The organism is Zavarzinia sp. (assembly GCF_049306435.1).
Lineage (GTDB): Bacteria > Pseudomonadota > Alphaproteobacteria > Zavarziniales > Zavarziniaceae > Zavarzinia.
In genome coordinates this window covers 1-16,206 of sequence record NZ_JBAQRT010000055.1, presented here as the reverse complement: position 1 = coordinate 16,206, position 16,206 = coordinate 1, and the positions used below count along the sequence as shown (strand labels likewise).

The following is a 16,206-nucleotide window of genomic DNA, read 5'->3' as shown; positions in this document are numbered from 1 at the left end:
GGCGGGCGGCTTCCTGGCTGCTGCGTGTTTGGTCGCCGCCGGCTTCGCCGGTTTCGGCTTGGTCGCGGCGGGCTTCGCCGGCTTGGCCGGTTTCGTCGCCGCTGGTTTGCCGGGCCTGGCCGATGCCGGCTTGCCGGGTTTGGCTGGCTTCTGCGGTTTTCCAGGTTTGGTCGCGACCGGTTTCGGCTTGGCCGGGCGGCTGTCCTCGGCCTGGGCGGGGCGGGAGGCTCCCGCCGCCTCGAAACCATCGCGGCGGTTGTAGACGAGGGCGGTCATGTCCGGCCCGGCGACATGGAATTCCCGGGGATCATAGACCGACAGGGAATTGAAATCGGCGGCATAGAAGCACGACAGGCCAGCCTGTCGGCAGGCCTCGTCGATCATCGCGGCACGTTCGCCCTGGCCGGCCGTGACCAGCGTCACCCGCCGGCTGGGCAGGCCACGGTCAATCGAATTCGTGCTGAAGAAGACTTTCATGCCATCGGCGTCGGCGATCGATTCGAGCACGCTCTGGGCGCTGCCGGCGGTGGGGGCGGCCATGCGCGCGCTGGAGGGCATGGGATCGCCGCTGAGGCCCGGGGGGGCACCCGGATTGGCAGGGCCATCGCCTTCCGCGATACCGGGCGTGATCGAAAGAACATCTTCCGATCCATCGTCGGTTTCTTCCTGCTCGGCCTGTTCGGCCGCGCCCGGGGCGTGGGCGACGGTGGCGCCAAGGCCCGCGGGGGCAAGCGCGGTCATCACCGGGGCCGGGACACCCACGGCGGTGGTCACGACCCCCTTGGTCGGTTTCGCCACGCGCGACTTGGAACAGGCCTGAAGGGAGGGGACCAGGGCGGCAATGATGAGCATCGGCCAAAGCCAAGCCCGGCGTCCCTTCACCGTTCCGTCAGTCTTTACCTTGAACATCACCACTGCCCCTCGGCGCCACGGGCCCGGGATCCTTGCATCCGTACCGTTTCATCGACCCAGGCGCCACCGACACAGGCTCGCGCCTGTTGAGGTTCGACGCAAACAGGATTTGCGCCGGATAGTCCCGAATCATGGCCGATTGAGGGCATCGCCCGGCAACGGGCCGGCGGGATTCATCAGCCAGGCCGCGATATCCCGCCACACCCTCGGCCCCTGGCGGTCGCGCAGCAGCAGGTGATAGCCACGGTCATACCAGACCTCGCGGTAACGCGGATTGTCGCGGCGGCCCCGCGCGGCCAGCGGCGCCATCGAGGGCAATCGCACCACCTCGTCCCGCAGGCCATAGAGCAGCAGGACCGGCCGGTCGCGCGGCACCCCGGTCGCCGCCGCCGCTTCCATCAGGCGGACGAGGCCGAGCACGGCATCCGTCCGCGTGCCCTTGATCATCAGGGGATCGCGGCCCATCGCCGCCAGCTCGTCGCGATTGTCGGTCGGGATGATGCGCAGCCTCTCGGGCGGGGTCATCGGGTTCCAGGGCATCAGGAAGGCGAAGGTCTCGAGCAGGATCTCCCCGGGGAAGGGGATATCCTCGGCCCGCCAGACCGCGGGGGCGAGCAGGACGACGCCCCGGACCGGCAGGGCGGCATCGCGGGCAAGGGCGCGCATGGCGACGGCGCCGCCCATGCTCTCGCCCAGCAGATAAAGCGGCACGCCGGGATGGCGCCGGGCGACGAGGCGGATCATGGCTGCGGCGTCGGCGACCAGCGCATCCTCCCCGGGCCACAGGCGGGCGGTCGCGCTCCGGCCGAAGCCGCGCTGGTCATAGGCATAGGTGGCGATGCCCCGGCTGGCCCAGAAGGGGGCGGGCAGGGCGAAGGCATGGGCGTAGTCGTTGAAGCCGTGCAGGGCGACGACCACGGCCTTCGGCGGAACGTCCGGCGGCGGCAGCCAGCGCATCACGGGCAGCATGGTCCCGTCCTGGGCGGTGAAGCTGGCGGCATCCTCCAGCCGGGCCGGACCCAGCGGAGGGCCAAGGCCGGTCACCGTCGCGCCGCAGCCGGCCAGCAGCAGGGCAAGCAGCGCGCAGACCACGCGAATGCAGGGATACGACCTTGTCGGCATTCGCAACGGCGGCACCCATTGACCTCGCGGGAAAACCATCCCTAACACCGGGCCGGCCGGGGGCAAAGGGCAGGCTGTCGCCGGGGACGATGGCGGGGCCGAAGCCGAACTGCGGCGAGAAGCGGCGGGGGTCCACGTTGACATCGGGAAAGCCGCGCCTTATCTGTCCCATGCCCGCCCGGGTGCCCAATGGGGCCCGGCGACAGGAATTCGGGCGGGGCTGCAGCCCCGCGTCACCTCATGCGCCCGTCAGGCCCCCCGCCGGGCTGACCGGCAGAAGAAGGTTGCTTCATGCTCGGCATCGGCTCGCTCGCCAAACGGCTGTTCGGCAGCGCCAACGATCGTATGGTCAAGCAGCTGCGCAGCCGGACCGCGGCCATCAATGCGCTGGAGCCGCAGATCTCGGCCCTGTCGGACGCGGACTTGCGGGCGCAGACCGACAAATTCAAGGCGCGCCTCGCCGCCGGCGAGACCACGGACGACCTTCTGGTCGAGGCTTTCGCCACCGTGCGCGAAGCCGCGAAACGCACCCTCGGCCAGCGCCATTTCGATGTGCAACTGATCGGCGGCATGGTGCTGCATTCCGGCAAGATCGCCGAAATGCGCACCGGCGAAGGCAAGACCCTCGTCGCGACGCTCGCCGCTTACTTGAACGCGCTCGAGGGCAAGGGCGTCCACGTCATCACCGTGAACGACTATCTGGCCAAGCGCGACGCGACCCAGATGGGCCAGGTCTACGGCTTCCTCGGCCTTACCACCGGCGTCATCGTCAATGACCTGACGGACGAGGAACGGCGCCAGAATTACGCCGCCGACATCACCTACGGCACCAACAACGAATTCGGCTTCGACTATTTGCGCGACAACATGAAGTACCGGCTGGATCATCTGGTCCAGCGGCCCTTCCATTACGCGATCGTCGACGAAGTGGACTCGATCCTGATCGACGAGGCGCGCACGCCGCTGATCATTTCCGGCCCGACCGAGGATAATTCGGACCTCTATCGCCGGATCGACGCGCTGATGCCCCAGCTGGTCGAGGCCGACTACGAGAAGGACGAGAAGCAGCGCTCCGTCTCCCTGTCCGAGGAAGGCCAGGAGAAGTTCGAGAAGCTGCTGCTCGACGCCGGGATGCTGAAGACCAGCAACCTCTATGACGCTGAAAACGTCACCATCGTCCATCACCTGCAGCAGGCGTTGCGCGCCCATGTCCTGTTCCGGCGCGACCGCGACTATGTGGTGAAGGACGACAAGGTCATTATCATCGACGAGTTCACCGGCCGCATGATGACCGGCCGGCGCTATTCCGAGGGCCTGCACCAGGCGCTGGAGGCCAAGGAACACGTCACCGTCCAGAACGAGAACCAGACCCTCGCCTCGATCACCTTCCAGAACTATTTCCGACTCTATCCCAAACTGTCGGGCATGACCGGCACGGCGGCGACCGAAGCGGCCGAATTCGGCGAGATCTACAAGCTCGAAGTGATCGAGATCCCGACCAACGTGCCGGTGATCCGCAAGGACCTCGACGACGAGGTCTATCTGTCGATGACGGACAAGTTCAACGCGATCGTCGTCCTGATCGAGGAATGCCGTAAACTTCAGCAGCCCGTGCTGGTCGGCACGGTCTCGATCGAGAAGTCCGAGCTTCTGTCGGCGCATCTGAAGAAGAAGAATATTCCGCACCGGGTGCTGAACGCGCGTTTCCACGCGCAGGAAGCCGGCATCGTCGCCCAGGCGGGTCAACCGGGTGCCGTCACCATCGCCACCAACATGGCCGGTCGCGGCACCGACATCCAGATGGGCGGCAATCTGTCGATGCTGATCGACGAGCTGCCCGAGAGCGACGACCGCGAGGCGCTGATCGCCGAGATGCGGGCCAAGCACGCCCGCGACAAGGAAATCGTCATCGCGGCCGGCGGTCTCTACATCATCGGCACCGAACGGCACGAGAGCCGGCGCATCGACAACCAGCTGCGTGGCCGTGCCGGCCGCCAGGGCGATCCCGGCGCCTCTAAATTCTTCCTCAGCCTCGAAGACGACCTGATGCGCATCTTCGGCTCGGACAATCTGAGCCGCATGTTGCAGCGTCTCGGCCTCAAGGAAGGCGAGGCGATCATTCATCCCTGGGTGAACAAGGCCCTGGAAAAGGCCCAGCAGAAGGTCGAGGCGCGCAACTTCGACATCCGCAAGAACCTGCTGCGCTACGACGACGTGATGAACGAGCAGCGCAAGGCGATCTATGGCCAGCGCCGCGAATTCATGAACACCAATGATGTCTCGGACGTCGCCCTGTCGATGCGCGAGCATACGGTGAACAATCTCGTCGCCACGCATATCCCGGCCGGGACCTATTCCGAAGCCTGGAACGCGCCGGGCCTCAAGGCCGAGATCGAGCGCATCTTCACCCTCGACCTGCCGGTGCCCGAATGGGCGGCGGAAGAGGGGATCGCCGAGGACGAGATCCGCCACCGCCTCGAGCACGAGGTCGCCGCCTTCTTCAAGGCGAAGGAGGAGCGTTTCGGCCCCGAGATCATGCGCATGATCGAGAAGAGCATGTTGCTGCAGATTCTCGACCAGTGCTGGAAGGAGCATCTGCTCCAGCTCGACTACCTGCGTCAGGCGATCGGTCTGCGCGCCTATGGCCAGCGCGATCCTTTGCGCGAATATCAGCAGGAAGCCTTCGGTCTCTACGAGGCCATGCTCGATCGCATCAACGAGGATGTCACCCGCATCCTCGCCCATGTCGAGGTCCGGGTGGAACAGCCGCCGGAGCCCCTGCCGCCGGAGCCGGTCGACCTGTCCCCGGTCCATGACGACCCGCTGACCGGCGAGAACGAGGCGCGGCCCCTGCCGATGCCCGACCCGGAAGGTATCCCCGGCAATGCGCGCATCCCGGCCGCCAACTGGGGCAAGGTGTCGCGCAATGCCCTGTGCCCCTGCGGTTCGGGCAAGAAATTCAAGCATTGCCACGGTGCGCTCGCCGGCTGATCCCCTGGACGTTCCAGACCGGCCCTTTGCAAGGGACCGGTCTGGGGTCACAATGCAGCGGCCGATCGCCCGCAGTGGAGACTGAAATGCGTATCCTGCCGACCCTTGCGCTGCTGGCCTTCGTCGTGCCCGCCCATGCCCAGCAGGCGCCGACGGAAGAACCCTTCATCCCCCAGGCCCCCGCGACGACCTATCCCGACGCCAAGCCCGCGCCGAGCCAGAGCATCACCGAGGACCGCCCCTGCGAATGCGCCATCCCGCAGGGCGCTTGCACCGCGCAGGTCCAGGTCACCGATGTCGGCCGGCGGCGCGACAATGTGGGTGCCGACATCGCCTATTTCGTTGAGATCACCTCGACCGACAAGCGGTGCTCGACGGTGAACTATCGCCTGAAGCTGGTCACCCCCGAGGGCCGTTCGGAGGAACAGGCCTTCGAGGCGATCTTCGATCACGGCGCCTATGAGGCGGGCGGCCAGATCCGCGCCAACCTCAGCCCCGATTCCCGCATCGTGCCGAGCGGCGTCACCTGCTTCGTCTGCGCCGAGAACTGAGCGACTTTCGCGCCGTCAGTGCTGGACGCTGTTCGAGAAGCCGGTGACGACGATGACGCCGGCGACGATCATGCCGATCCCGATCAGCGCCGGCAGGTCCAGCTTCTGCTTGAAGACGACATAGCCGATGATGGTGATCAGCACGATGCCGAGGCCGGACCAGATGGCATAGGCAATGCTGACCGGGACCACCTTCAGGGCGTGCGACATCAGGTAGAAGGACACCAGGTAGCTGATCGCCATCAGCCCGGTCTGTAGCGGCCGGGTGAATTGCTGCGATGCCTGCAGGAAGCTGGTGCCCGACAATTCGCAGACGATGGCCGCGCAGAGGAAGGCGTAAGCCTGGTACAGAGGGGTCATCACGGGGCCTCCCGGCCGTTCAGGGTCAGGATACGCAATTGCGTGACGATGGCGCTCCGGCGCGCCGGATCGGTGTTTTCGCCCGACATGTCGGCCAGCCACAGGCCATCGGCCGCGAGGCGAACGATATCGAGGATCGGCGCCTGATCCGTCTCCGCATGGCGGGCCAGATGCGCCGCCAGCCAGCGGCTCCAGCGGTCGCGAAATTCCGGCTCGGCGAAGAGAACGACCGATAACAGGCCCCAGGCCCGCTCCTGCTCCGTCACCTCGACCCCGGTCATCACCGCCAGATAGGCGCGGGAAAACCGCCCGGGCGCCACCGGATCGGCGGCGAGTTCCGCCTCGATCCGCCGGTCGAAGCGGCTCAGGCATTCCTCGCACAGGGCTTCCAGCAGGGCCTGCCGGCTGGGGAAATGGTGCAGCAGCCCGCCCTTGGACACGCCGGCAGCCCCCGCCACCGCGTCGAGCCGCAGGTTGCCGACCCCCGCCCGCACCGACAGGGCGGCGGCGGCGTCCAGCAGATGCTGGCGCAACTCGATCGGCTGCTTCTTGCGGCGATGGGCTTCGGTCATCATCAAAACATACCGGCTGGACGGTATCGTGTCCAGCGGGCGAAAAGACGGGCCGGTCATCCCCGGCCGGGAAGGCTCAGCCCTTCTTCTTGCTGGCGCCGATCTTCGGCTCGGTCCCGGCCAGGATGCGGGCGATATTGTCCTTGTGGCGGATGAAGATCAGCACGGCGCAGAACAGGGCGAGGCCCGCCCGCGGTTGATCGGCCAGAAACAGGGCATAGACCGGGCCGAGCGCCGCCGCGGCGAGGGAAGAGAGGGAGGAGGTGCGGGTGATCGCCGCCGTCACCGCCCAGGTCGCGCAGCAGGCGAGGCCGACAGGCCAGGCGGCGGCGATCATGGTGCCGAGGAAGGTGGCGACACCCTTGCCGCCCTTGAAGCGCAGCCAGACCGGGAAGCAATGGCCGAGGAAGGCGGCGCCGCCCGCGATCACGCCCATCATCGGTGTCTCGAACAGGGCGACGGCGATCAGGACGGCGACCGCGCCCTTGCCGCTGTCGAGCAGCAGGGCGGCGAGGGCGAGGGGCTTGTTGCCGGTGCGCAGGACATTGGTCGCGCCGATATTGCCCGAGCCGATCGCACGGATATCGCCATAGCCCGCCAGCCGCGTCAGCACGAGACCGAAGGGGATCGAGCCGAGCAGATAGCCGCCGAGGGCGACAAGGCCGATGGCGAGGGCCGCGGCGGTGGCGAGGTCTTCCATGGCGATGCCGTATCCCCGGTTAAAGCGTGGCGTCGAAAACCTTCAGCCCGTCGACGACCGTCATCAGCACCTTGCCGGTCAGCGGCAGGCCTTCGTAAGGCGTATTCTTCGATTTGCCGCGCAGCTTGTCGACACTGACCCGCCAGGGCTTTTCGGGATCGAACAGCATCAGATCGGCCTTGGCCCCGGCCCGCAGCGCCCCGCGCGAGCCAAGGCCGAGCAATTTCGCCGGTGCCGCCGTCATCTTGTAGAGGATCTCGTTCAGCGACAGGCCATGGTCGTGATGCAGGATGAGCGAGACCGCCAGCATGGTCTCCAGCCCCGCCGCGCCGAAGGCGGCCTGGCCGAAGGGCAGGCGCTTCGATTCGACATCCTGCGGCATATGGGCGGAGACGATCACGTCGATCGTGCCGTCCTTGATGCCGGCGATCACCGCCTGGCGGTCGTCCTCGCTCCGCAGGGGCGGCGAGACCTTGGCGAAGGTGCGGTAGTCGTTCACCGCGTTCTCGTTCAGGGCGAAATAATGGGGCGCGGTGCCGCAGGAGACCTGCAGGCCCTTGGCCTTCGCCCCGCGCACGACATCGAGCGTGTCGCCCGCGCTGACCAGCGCGACATGGTAGCGCGCGCCGGTCATGGCGACGAGGCGGACATCCCGCTCCACCACCAGGGCCTCGGCGGCGACCGGAATGCCGGCAAGGCCAAGGCGGGTCGAGACGTCGCCCTCGTTCATCGCGCCGTCCTTGGACAGGGACGGGTCCTCGGCGTGCTGGATCACCAGCTTGCCGAACAGGGTGGAATAGGACAGGGCGCGGCGCATCACCCGGGCCGAGGCGACCGCCCGGTCGCCATCGGTGAAAGCGACGGCGCCCGCCTCGATCAGCAGGCCCATTTCCGACATTTCGGCGCCGGCGAGGCCCTTGGTGATCGAGGCCATGGGCTGGACGCGGACAAGGCTGTTCTCGCGCGCGCGGCGCTCGACATATTCGACGATGGCGGGCTCGTCGATGGCGGGATCGGTGTTGGGCAGGCAGATCAGCGTCGTTATGCCGCCCGCCGCCGCCGCCGCGCTGGCCGAGGCGAAACTTTCCTTGTGCTCCGCGCCGGGCTCGCCGACGAAGGCATGCATGTCGATGAGGCCGGGGGCGAGGCAATGGCCGCCGCAATCGACGATCTCGACCCCGGACGGCACGCCGCCCGCGAAGAGCTTCGGCCCGAGGTCGGCGATCTGGTCGCCGGTCGTCAGCAGGGCGCCCATCGTGTCGAGACCCGAGGCGGGATCGAGCAGGCGGGCGTTCAGATAGGCGACCAGCTTGCCCTTTTCGGCGCCGGGATTGGCGGGTCGCTTCACGATGCCGCTCCGATGTTGGGAAGGTGACGGGTCAGGGCATCGAGGCAGGCCATGCGGACGGCGACGCCCATCTCGACCTGTTCGCGAATGACCGAGCGGTTGATGTCGTCGGCGACCAGACTGTCGATCTCGACGCCGCGATTCATCGGGCCGGGATGCATGATCAGCGCGTCGGGCTTGGCGAGGGCCAGCTTTTCCTGGTCGAGACCGTAGAGCTGGAAATATTCCCGCAACGACGGGACATAGGCGCCCTGCATCCGCTCCATCTGCAGGCGCAGCATCATGACGATGTCGACGCCGCGCAGACCCTTGCGCATGTCGTGATGGACCTCGACGCCCAATTCCTCGATCGCCTTCGGCAGCAGGGTGGGCGGGCCGATCACCCGGACCTGCGCGCCCATGGTGTTCAGGAGATGGATGTTCGAGCGGGCGACGCGGGAGTGCAGGATATCGCCACAGATCGCGACCACCTGGCCGTCCAGCCGGCCGCGGCGGCGGCGGATGGTCAGGGCATCCAGCAGGGCCTGGGTCGGATGCTCGTGGGCGCCGTCGCCGGCGTTGATCACGGCGCAGCTGACCTTCTGGGACAGCAGCTGGACCGCGCCCGAATCCTGGTGGCGGACGACGAGGACATCCGGATGCATGGCGTTCAGCGTCATCGCCGTGTCGATCAGCGTCTCGCCCTTCGATACCGAGGAGCGGGCGACCGCCATGTTGATGACATCGGCGCCGAGCCGCTTGCCCGCCAGCTCGAAGGAGGTCGAGGTCCGGGTCGAGGCCTCGAAGAACAGGTTCACCTGGGTCCTGCCCCGCAGCGTCGACTTCTTCTTGTCGATGGCGCGGTTCTGTTCGACATAGCCATCGGCGAGGTCGAGCAGATAGGTGATGGCAGGGGGATACATCCCCTCGATCCCGAGAAGATGTCGGTGCGGGAAGACCGCTTCGGCAGAGTCGCTCATAAGCCCCGTTCTATACGTTGGGGGCGCCCCGCCCGCAAGGGTGGCGGGGCTTTCTTGCCAAGTGCCGCCGCGCGCCCGTCAGCGGGCGAGCAGCGTCTTGAACTCGGGCGAGGTCACCGTCTTGTTGATCAACTGCTGCACGGCGGGAACCAGAGCTTCGGCGACATTCTTGCAGGCGATCTCGCCGACGAAATTGGTGCTGAATTCATACTTCGACGCCGCCGACAGCGACTTGCCGTTGGCGGGGTTCAGCACCGTCCAGGCAATATCCCACCAGCCGCCCACCAGGCCTTCCGACGAAGAAAACGCCGCCTTGGAGAGTTTCGCATTCAGTTCCACGCCCTTGCCGTCCGTGGCGAAGGCGCCGGCGAACTTGAGTTCGTCGTTGAAGGAATCCCGGATGAAGCTGGCCAGTGTACGGCCGCCGGAAACCTTGATGGGGCCCACCATCCGGCAGTTTTCGTCGAACTGACTCAGATCGTCGATGGTGGTCATCTGGACCTTGGCCGGCTCGATCGTGCGAATGGCGATCGTGTTGTCAGCATAATTCGAATAGACGCTGGGCGTCTGGGTCGAGCAACCGGCCAGACCGAGAGCGACAACCATCAGCAGCTTCTTCATTATCGCACCTTCGCTTGGATTCTCGCGATGGTAGTTCGCGGTGCAGGGCCGTGCAACATGCGGGTTCGCCGCAGGCTGGGGGCGCAGTTTTGCCCCACATGCCGCGTGAGGTTGGGAAGGCGCCGGCCTCGAGTTACCCGCCGCGCCGCCAGTTCGAGGCGGCGTCGAGGTAACCCTGCAGGATGTAGGTCGCGGCCAGCTTGTCGACGAGTTCGGCCCGGCGGGCGCGGGTCATGTCGGCGTCGATCATCATGCGCGTCACGGCGGCGGTCGACAGGCGCTCGTCCCAATAGGTGAGGCTGAGGTCCCGGCGTTTCAGGACTTCGCTGGCGAAGGCGCGCGTCGCCTGGACCCGGGGGCCGCTGCTGCCGTCCATGTTCATGGGCAGGCCGAGGACGACGCCCGCGATATCGTGTTCGTCCATCAGGGCGAAGAAGCGCTCGACATCGATCGAGAATTTCACCCGGCGGATGGTCTCCAGCGGGCTCGCCACCGTGCGCGAGGTGTCGGACAGGGCAAGGCCGATGGTCTTGGTGCCGAGGTCGACGCCCAACAGGCGGGCGGAGGCGGGAAGCGCGGCCTCGAAGCCGCCATTGTCGAGAATGGGCATGGCCGTCCTTATACAGATCCCGGCCGGGTGGCACCATTCTCATAGGGAGCTTTTAGGTCGATGGGCACACACTGGCGCTCCCTGATCCGGAGCTTTCCCATGGATTTCATCCTCGTCGCCACCGTGATCGCCTTCTTCGTCGCAGCCGGCGCCTATGCCGCGGGCTGCGACCGTCTGTAGGGAGGTCATCATGAGCGTGGAATATGCACTGGGCGGCGCCGTCGCCGCTTTCCTGCTGGTCTATCTCGTCGTCGCGCTGCTCAGGCCCGAAAGATTCTGACATGACTCAGAACGGTCTTTTCCAGATCGCGCTTTTCTGCGCGGTCGTCCTTCTTCTCGTCCGGCCGATGGGCGGCTACATGGCCCGCCTGTTCGCGGGCGAGAAGGTGTTTCTCTCCCCCGTACTCGCCCCTGTGGAGCGCGTGCTCTACCGCGCGGCGGGCATCGATGCGAAAGCCGAACAGCATTGGGTGGTCTATGCCCTCTCCATGCTGCTGTTCAACCTGCTCGGCCTGCTGATCACCTATGTCGTGCTGCGCTTCCAGGACGTGCTGCCGCTGAACCCGCAGAACCTGCCGGCGGTGCCGGCCGATCTCGCCTTCAACACGGCGATCAGCTTCACCACCAACACCAACTGGCAGGCTTATGGCGGCGAGACCACCATGAGCTATTTCAGCCAGATGGTCGGCCTCGCGGTCCATAATTTCACCTCGGCCGCCACCGGCATCGCCCTCGCGCTGGCCTTCATCCGCGCCTTCTCGCGGGCGGGCGCGGGCAGCCTCGGCTGCTTCTGGGTCGATCTGACCCGCTGCATTCTCTATGTCCTGCTGCCGCTGTCGCTCGTGCTGGCGGTGGTTCTCGTCTGGCAGGGCATGCCGCAAAACCTCGATCCTTACGTGACCGCGACCACCCTCGAGGGCACGCAGCAGACGATCGCGCAGGGGCCCGTCGCCTCGCAGGTCGCGATCAAGATGCTGGGCACCAATGGCGGCGGTTTCTTCAACGCCAATGCCGCCCATCCCTACGAGAACCCGACCCCGCTCTCCAATTTCCTGCAGATGGCGGCGATCTTCATCATCGGCGCCGGTCTCACCAATACCTTCGGCCGCATGGTGAAGGACGAGCGCCAGGGCTGGGCCATCATGGCCGCCATGGGCGTGATCTTCCTTGCCGGCGTCTTCATCGCCTATGGCGCGGAAGCGGGCGGCAATCCGCTGATGCAGGCCCTCGGCGTCGACGGCGGCAACATGGAGGGCAAGGAGGTCCGCTTCGGCATCGCCAATTCCGCGCTCTTCGCCACCATCACCACGGCGGCGTCCTGCGGCGCGGTGAACTCGATGCATTCCAGCTTCATGCCGCTGGGCGGGCTCATCCCCCTCATCAACATGCAATTGGGCGAGATCGTCGTCGGCGGTGTCGGCGCCGGGCTTTACGGCATGTTGCTCTTCGTCGTGCTCGCGGTCTTCATCGCCGGCCAGATGGTCGGGCGGACGCCCGAATATCTCGGCAAGAAGATCGAAAGCCGCGAGGTGCGCCTGACCTTCCTCGCCCTGCTCGTGCTGCCGCTCGCCATGCTCGGCTTCACCGCCCTCGCCATGCTCTGGCCGGATGCGCTGAAGAGCCTGGCCAACGCGGGGCCGCACGGCTTCTCGGAAGTGCTCTACGCCTATACGTCGGGCGCGGCGAACAACGGCAGCGCCTTCGCCGGCCTGTCGGCCAACACGCCCTTCTACAATGTGACCATCGGCATCGCCATGCTGATCGGCCGCTTCCTGATGATCGTGCCGATGCTGGGTGTCGCCGGTGGTCTTGCCGCCAAGAAGCGCCTGCCGCCTTCGGCCGGGTCCTTCCCGACCCATACGCCCCTGTTCGTCGGTCTGCTGATCGGCACCGTGCTGATCGTCGGCGGGCTCGAATTCATGCCGGCCCTGGCCCTCGGGCCCGTGGTCGAGCATTTCGCCCTCGCCGCCGGCCAGATGTTCTGAGGTCAACCATGTCCATCACCCATGAAACCCGCAGCCGTCCGATGCTGGATGGCCCGATCCTCGGCCGGGCTCTGATCGATGCCCTGGTCAAGCTCGACCCGCGCAGCCTGATCCGCAACCCGGTGATCTTCGTCGTCGAGGTCGTCTCGGTCCTCGTCACGGTGATCTTCGTCCGCGATCTGCTGGGGGGCGGCAATGCCGGCTTCTCCGGCCAGATCGCCGCCTGGCTCTGGTTCACCGTGCTCTTCGCCAATTTCGCCGAAGCGGTGGCGGAAGGCCGGGGCAAGGCCCAGGCCGCGTCCTTGCGCAAGAGTAGGTCCGAGACCATCGCCAAGCGCATCGGCGAGGGCGGCCATGTCGAGGCGGTGCCGGGCACGAAGCTGCGCACCGGCGATGTCGTCCTGGTCGAGATGGGCGACGTCATCCCCTCTGACGGCGAGGTGATCGAAGGCATCGCCTCGGTCGATGAAAGCGCGATCACCGGCGAATCCGCCCCGGTGATCCGCGAATCCGGCGGCGACCGGTCGGCCGTCACCGGCGGCACCCGTGTCCTGTCGGACCAGATCAAGGTGCGCATCACCGCCGCCGCCGGCAGCACCTTTCTCGACCGCATGATCGCCCTCGTCGAAGGCGCCAAGCGGCAGAAGACGCCGAACGAGATCGCGCTTTCGATCCTGCTTTCGGGCCTGACCCTCATCTTCATCTTCGCGACGGTGACGATCCAGCCCTTCGCGATCTATGCCGGCGGCTCGATCCCGGTCGTGCTTCTCGCCGCGCTGTTCATCACCCTGATCCCGACCACCATCGGCGGGCTTCTGTCGGCGATCGGCATCGCCGGCATGGACCGGCTGATCCGCTTCAACGTCCTCGCCACCTCGGGCCGGGCGGTGGAGGCGGCGGGCGACGTCGACACGCTCCTCCTCGACAAGACGGGCACCATCACCCTCGGCAACCGGGTGGCGAGCGAATTCGTCGCCATGCCCGGCGTCGACCTCTACGACCTCGCTGGGGCGGCCCAGCTCGCCTCCTTGCGCGACGAGACGCCGGAAGGCCGCTCCATCGTCGTCCTCGCCAAGGAGAAATACGGCATCCGCGCCCATGAGATGGGCGAGCTGAACGCCCGTTTCGTGCCCTTCACCGCCCAGACCCGTATGAGCGGCGTCGATCACGGCGATGTTTCGATCCGCAAGGGCGCGGTCGAGGCCATCCTGAAGCTGGTCGGCAACGCGCCCGTGCCGAAGGAATGGACCGAGGCGGTCGAGCGTATCGCCCGGGCCGGCGGCACGCCGCTGGGCGTTGCCCGCAACGGCAGGCTGCTCGGCGTCGTCTACCTGAAGGATGTGGTCAAGGGCGGTATCCGCGAGCGTTTCGCGGAACTCCGCGCCATGGGCATCCGCACGGTGATGATCACCGGCGACAACCCGCTGACCGCGGCGGCGATCGCGGCCGAAGCCGGGGTCGACGATTTCCTGGCCGAGGCGAGCCCTGAGAACAAGCTGGCCCTCATCCGCAAGGAACAGGGCGAGGGGCGGCTGGTCGCCATGTGCGGCGACGGCACCAACGACGCCCCGGCCCTCGCCCAGGCCGATGTCGGCGTCGCCATGAACACCGGCACCCAGGCCGCGCGCGAGGCCGGCAACATGGTCGACCTCGACAGCGATCCCACGAAGCTGATCGAGATCGTCGGCATCGGCAAACAGATGCTGATGACCCGCGGCAGCCTCACCACCTTCTCCATCGCCAATGACGTCGCCAAATATTTCGCGATCATCCCGGCGATGTTCGCCGCCACCTATCCGCAGCTCGGCGCCCTCAATGTCATGAACCTGGCGACGCCCGAAAGCGCCGTGCTGTCGGCCATCATCTTCAATGCCCTGATCATCATCGCCCTGATTCCGCTGGCCCTTCGGGGCGTGCGCTATCGCGCGGTCGGCGCCGCCTCCCTGCTGCGCCGGAACCTCGCGATTTACGGCCTCGGCGGCGTCCTGCTGCCCTTCGCCGGCATCAAGGTGATCGATCTTCTCGTCGCCGCTCTCGGGCTTGCCTGAGGCGGAGGAGGTATCAACATGCTCTCGCTCATTCGTCCCGCTCTCGTCCTCGTCGTCGCCTTCACCGCGATCACCGGCGTGCTCTATCCCGCCCTCGTGACCGGCATCGCCGAAGGCGCCTTCCCGAGCAATGCCCACGGTAGCCTGCTGACCGACAAGACGGGCACCGTCATCGGCTCCAGCCTGATCGGTCAGGGCTTCACCGGGCCGCGGTATTTCCATGGCCGTCCGTCCGCCGCGGGCAGCGCGGGTTATGATGCCGGCGCCTCGTCCGGCTCCAACCTCGGGCCGACCTCGAAGCCGCTGATCGACCGGGTGAAGCAGGGCGTCGACACCGCCCGGGCCGAGACCGGCGCCGACCGCCTGCCGGTCGACATGGTCACGACTTCGGGCAGCGGCCTCGATCCCCATGTCTCGCCCGCGAGCGCCTATCTGCAGGTCGATCGCGTGGCGAAGGCGAGGGGGCTCGACCCCGCGCAGGTGCGCGCGCTGGTCGAGGCCCATGTCGAGGGGCGCCAGCTCGGCGCCCTCGGCGAGCCGCGCGTGAATGTGCTGCTTCTCAACCTCGCGCTTGATAAGCTGGCGATCTGACCGGCAGGAAGCGACAGCGCACGTGCAGGACGATGACGGCCGCCCGGCCCCGGAAGCCCTCCTCGCGGAGGCGGCGGCCGAGCGGCGCGGCAAACTGAAGGTCTTTCTCGGCGCCGCCCCCGGCGTCGGGAAAACCTATACGATGCTCGAAGCCGGCCAGGCCCGCCGGCGCGAAGGGGTGGATGTCGTCATCGGCGTGGTCGAGACCCATGGCCGGCGCGAGACCCTGGCCATGGTCTCCGATCTCGAGGTTCTGCCCCGGCGCGAGATCGACTATCGTGGCCGCCAGCTCGAGGAAATGGATCTCGACGCGGTGCTGGCCCGCCAGCCGCGCCTCGTCCTCGTCGACGAACTGGCCCATACCAATGCCCCCGGCAGTCGCCATCCCAAGCGTTACCAGGATGTCGCCGAACTGCTCGACGCCGGCATCGATGTCTATACGACGCTGAACATCCAGCATCTCGAGAGCCTGAACGATGTGATCGCCCAGATCACGAGGATCAGGGTGCGCGAAACCCTGCCCGACAGCGTGCTGGAGACCGCGGACCAGATCGAGCTCGTGGATCTCACGCCCGAGGACCTGATCAAGCGCCTGCGCGAGGGCAAGGTCTATCTCGGCGATCAGGCCAGCCGGGCGCTGCGCCATTTCTTCTCGCCCGGGAATCTGACCGCGCTGCGCGAACTGGCCCTGCGCCAGGCGGCGGCGAGGGTGGACGACCAGGTCGTTCAATACATGCGCGCCCATGCCATCGCCGGCCCCTGGCCGGTGGGGGAGCGCTTGCTGGTCTGCGTCGGGCCGGGGCCGTCGGCGCCGCGCCTCGTCCGCGCGGCCAGCC

14 protein-coding genes and 2 pseudogenes are annotated in these 16,206 nt (G+C 66.9%); 7 read left to right on the top strand and 9 right to left on the bottom strand.

Annotated features, from left to right (window positions below; genetic code table 11):
- Both WAZ62_RS02940 and WAZ62_RS02935 read right to left on the bottom strand, forming a co-directional pair.
- A pseudogene (locus WAZ62_RS02940) lies at nt 1–852 on the bottom strand (hypothetical protein); the annotation flags it as partial.
- A gap of 189 nt (nt 853–1,041) precedes the next feature.
- Nucleotides 1,042–2,034: an alpha/beta fold hydrolase gene (locus WAZ62_RS02935; protein WP_422642038.1), complete on the bottom strand. Its 993-nt coding sequence runs from the start codon at nt 2,032–2,034 to the stop codon at nt 1,042–1,044.
- Nucleotides 2,035–2,325: 291 nt separating this feature from the next.
- Here WAZ62_RS02935 and secA point away from each other — a divergent pair, with 291 nt between their 5' ends.
- Both secA and WAZ62_RS02925 read left to right on the top strand, forming a co-directional pair.
- On the top strand, nt 2,326–5,025 hold the full coding sequence (gene secA / locus WAZ62_RS02930) for a preprotein translocase subunit SecA (protein ID WP_422642037.1): 2,700 nt from the start codon (nt 2,326–2,328) through the stop codon (nt 5,023–5,025).
- Between the two features lie 86 nt (nt 5,026–5,111).
- Nucleotides 5,112–5,576 (top strand): hypothetical protein, encoded by a 465-nt coding sequence (locus WAZ62_RS02925; RefSeq protein ID WP_422642036.1) that lies wholly within the window; start codon nt 5,112–5,114, stop codon nt 5,574–5,576.
- A gap of 15 nt (nt 5,577–5,591) precedes the next feature.
- Here the strand turns inward: WAZ62_RS02925 and WAZ62_RS02920 are convergent, their stop codons facing one another.
- From WAZ62_RS02920 to ruvX, 7 genes are all read right to left on the bottom strand, one after another.
- Complete coding sequence (locus WAZ62_RS02920) at nt 5,592–5,936, bottom strand: DMT family transporter (RefSeq protein WP_422642035.1); 345 nt, start codon at nt 5,934–5,936, stop codon at nt 5,592–5,594.
- The gene (locus tag WAZ62_RS02915; RefSeq protein WP_422642034.1) at nt 5,936–6,511 is read right to left on the bottom strand and encodes a TetR/AcrR family transcriptional regulator; all 576 of its coding nucleotides are present in this window, start codon (nt 6,509–6,511) and stop codon (nt 5,936–5,938) included. The genes WAZ62_RS02920 and WAZ62_RS02915 overlap by 1 nt, the downstream gene beginning before the upstream one ends.
- A gap of 73 nt (nt 6,512–6,584) precedes the next feature.
- Nucleotides 6,585–7,208, bottom strand: a complete 624-nt coding sequence (gene plsY, locus WAZ62_RS02910; protein ID WP_422642033.1) for a glycerol-3-phosphate 1-O-acyltransferase PlsY — start codon at nt 7,206–7,208, stop codon at nt 6,585–6,587.
- A 19-nt stretch (nt 7,209–7,227) separates the two neighbouring features.
- Nucleotides 7,228–8,556, bottom strand: coding sequence for a dihydroorotase (gene pyrC, locus WAZ62_RS02905; RefSeq protein ID WP_422642032.1), 1,329 nt, complete (start codon nt 8,554–8,556; stop codon nt 7,228–7,230).
- Entirely contained in the window at nt 8,553–9,515 is a 963-nt protein-coding gene (locus WAZ62_RS02900) for an aspartate carbamoyltransferase catalytic subunit (protein ID WP_422642031.1), read from the bottom strand. Before WAZ62_RS02900 ends, pyrC begins: the two co-directional genes overlap by 4 nt.
- A gap of 78 nt (nt 9,516–9,593) precedes the next feature.
- Nucleotides 9,594–10,136 carry a hypothetical protein gene (locus tag WAZ62_RS02895; protein ID WP_422642030.1) on the bottom strand — a complete coding sequence of 181 codons (543 nt, stop codon included), beginning with the start codon at nt 10,134–10,136 and terminating at the stop codon, nt 9,594–9,596.
- Nucleotides 10,137–10,269: 133 nt separating this feature from the next.
- On the bottom strand, nt 10,270–10,746 hold the full coding sequence (gene ruvX, locus WAZ62_RS02890) for a Holliday junction resolvase RuvX (protein WP_422642029.1): 477 nt from the start codon (nt 10,744–10,746) through the stop codon (nt 10,270–10,272).
- Nucleotides 10,747–10,936: 190 nt separating this feature from the next.
- Between ruvX and kdpF the strand changes: the two genes are divergently transcribed.
- The 5 genes and pseudogenes from kdpF to WAZ62_RS02865 all read left to right on the top strand — a co-directional run.
- Entirely contained in the window at nt 10,937–11,026 is a 90-nt protein-coding gene (gene kdpF, locus WAZ62_RS02885; RefSeq protein WP_422642028.1) for a K(+)-transporting ATPase subunit F, read from the top strand.
- Nucleotide 11,027: 1 nt separating this feature from the next.
- Nucleotides 11,028–12,731 carry a potassium-transporting ATPase subunit KdpA gene (gene kdpA / locus WAZ62_RS02880; RefSeq protein ID WP_422642027.1) on the top strand — a complete coding sequence of 568 codons (1,704 nt, stop codon included), beginning with the start codon at nt 11,028–11,030 and terminating at the stop codon, nt 12,729–12,731.
- Between the two features lie 8 nt (nt 12,732–12,739).
- The gene (gene kdpB, locus WAZ62_RS02875) at nt 12,740–14,779 is read left to right on the top strand and encodes a potassium-transporting ATPase subunit KdpB (protein WP_422642026.1); all 2,040 of its coding nucleotides are present in this window, start codon (nt 12,740–12,742) and stop codon (nt 14,777–14,779) included.
- 18 nt (nt 14,780–14,797) lie between these two features.
- On the top strand, nt 14,798–15,370 hold the full coding sequence (gene kdpC, locus WAZ62_RS02870; RefSeq protein ID WP_422642025.1) for a potassium-transporting ATPase subunit KdpC: 573 nt from the start codon (nt 14,798–14,800) through the stop codon (nt 15,368–15,370).
- A gap of 22 nt (nt 15,371–15,392) precedes the next feature.
- A pseudogene (locus tag WAZ62_RS02865) lies at nt 15,393–16,206 on the top strand (two-component sensor histidine kinase); the annotation flags it as partial.

Coding starts and splice junctions, on each gene's coding strand:
- ruvX (WP_422642029.1), bottom strand. CDS start 10,746: ATGCCCATTCTCGACAATGGCGGCTTCGAGGCCGCGCTTCCCGCCTCC.
- WAZ62_RS02900 (WP_422642031.1), bottom strand. CDS start 9,515: ATGAGCGACTCTGCCGAAGCGGTCTTCCCGCACCGACATCTTCTCGGG.
- plsY (WP_422642033.1), bottom strand. CDS start 7,208: ATGGAAGACCTCGCCACCGCCGCGGCCCTCGCCATCGGCCTTGTCGCC.
- WAZ62_RS02915 (WP_422642034.1), bottom strand. CDS start 6,511: ATGATGACCGAAGCCCATCGCCGCAAGAAGCAGCCGATCGAGTTGCGC.
- kdpA (WP_422642027.1), top strand. CDS start 11,028: ATGACTCAGAACGGTCTTTTCCAGATCGCGCTTTTCTGCGCGGTCGTC.
- WAZ62_RS02920 (WP_422642035.1), bottom strand. CDS start 5,936: ATGACCCCTCTGTACCAGGCTTACGCCTTCCTCTGCGCGGCCATCGTC.
- WAZ62_RS02925 (WP_422642036.1), top strand. CDS start 5,112: ATGCGTATCCTGCCGACCCTTGCGCTGCTGGCCTTCGTCGTGCCCGCC.
- secA (WP_422642037.1), top strand. CDS start 2,326: ATGCTCGGCATCGGCTCGCTCGCCAAACGGCTGTTCGGCAGCGCCAAC.
- kdpC (WP_422642025.1), top strand. CDS start 14,798: ATGCTCTCGCTCATTCGTCCCGCTCTCGTCCTCGTCGTCGCCTTCACC.
- kdpF (WP_422642028.1), top strand. CDS start 10,937: ATGAGCGTGGAATATGCACTGGGCGGCGCCGTCGCCGCTTTCCTGCTG.
- kdpB (WP_422642026.1), top strand. CDS start 12,740: ATGTCCATCACCCATGAAACCCGCAGCCGTCCGATGCTGGATGGCCCG.
- WAZ62_RS02895 (WP_422642030.1), bottom strand. CDS start 10,136: ATGAAGAAGCTGCTGATGGTTGTCGCTCTCGGTCTGGCCGGTTGCTCG.
- WAZ62_RS02935 (WP_422642038.1), bottom strand. CDS start 2,034: ATGCCGACAAGGTCGTATCCCTGCATTCGCGTGGTCTGCGCGCTGCTT.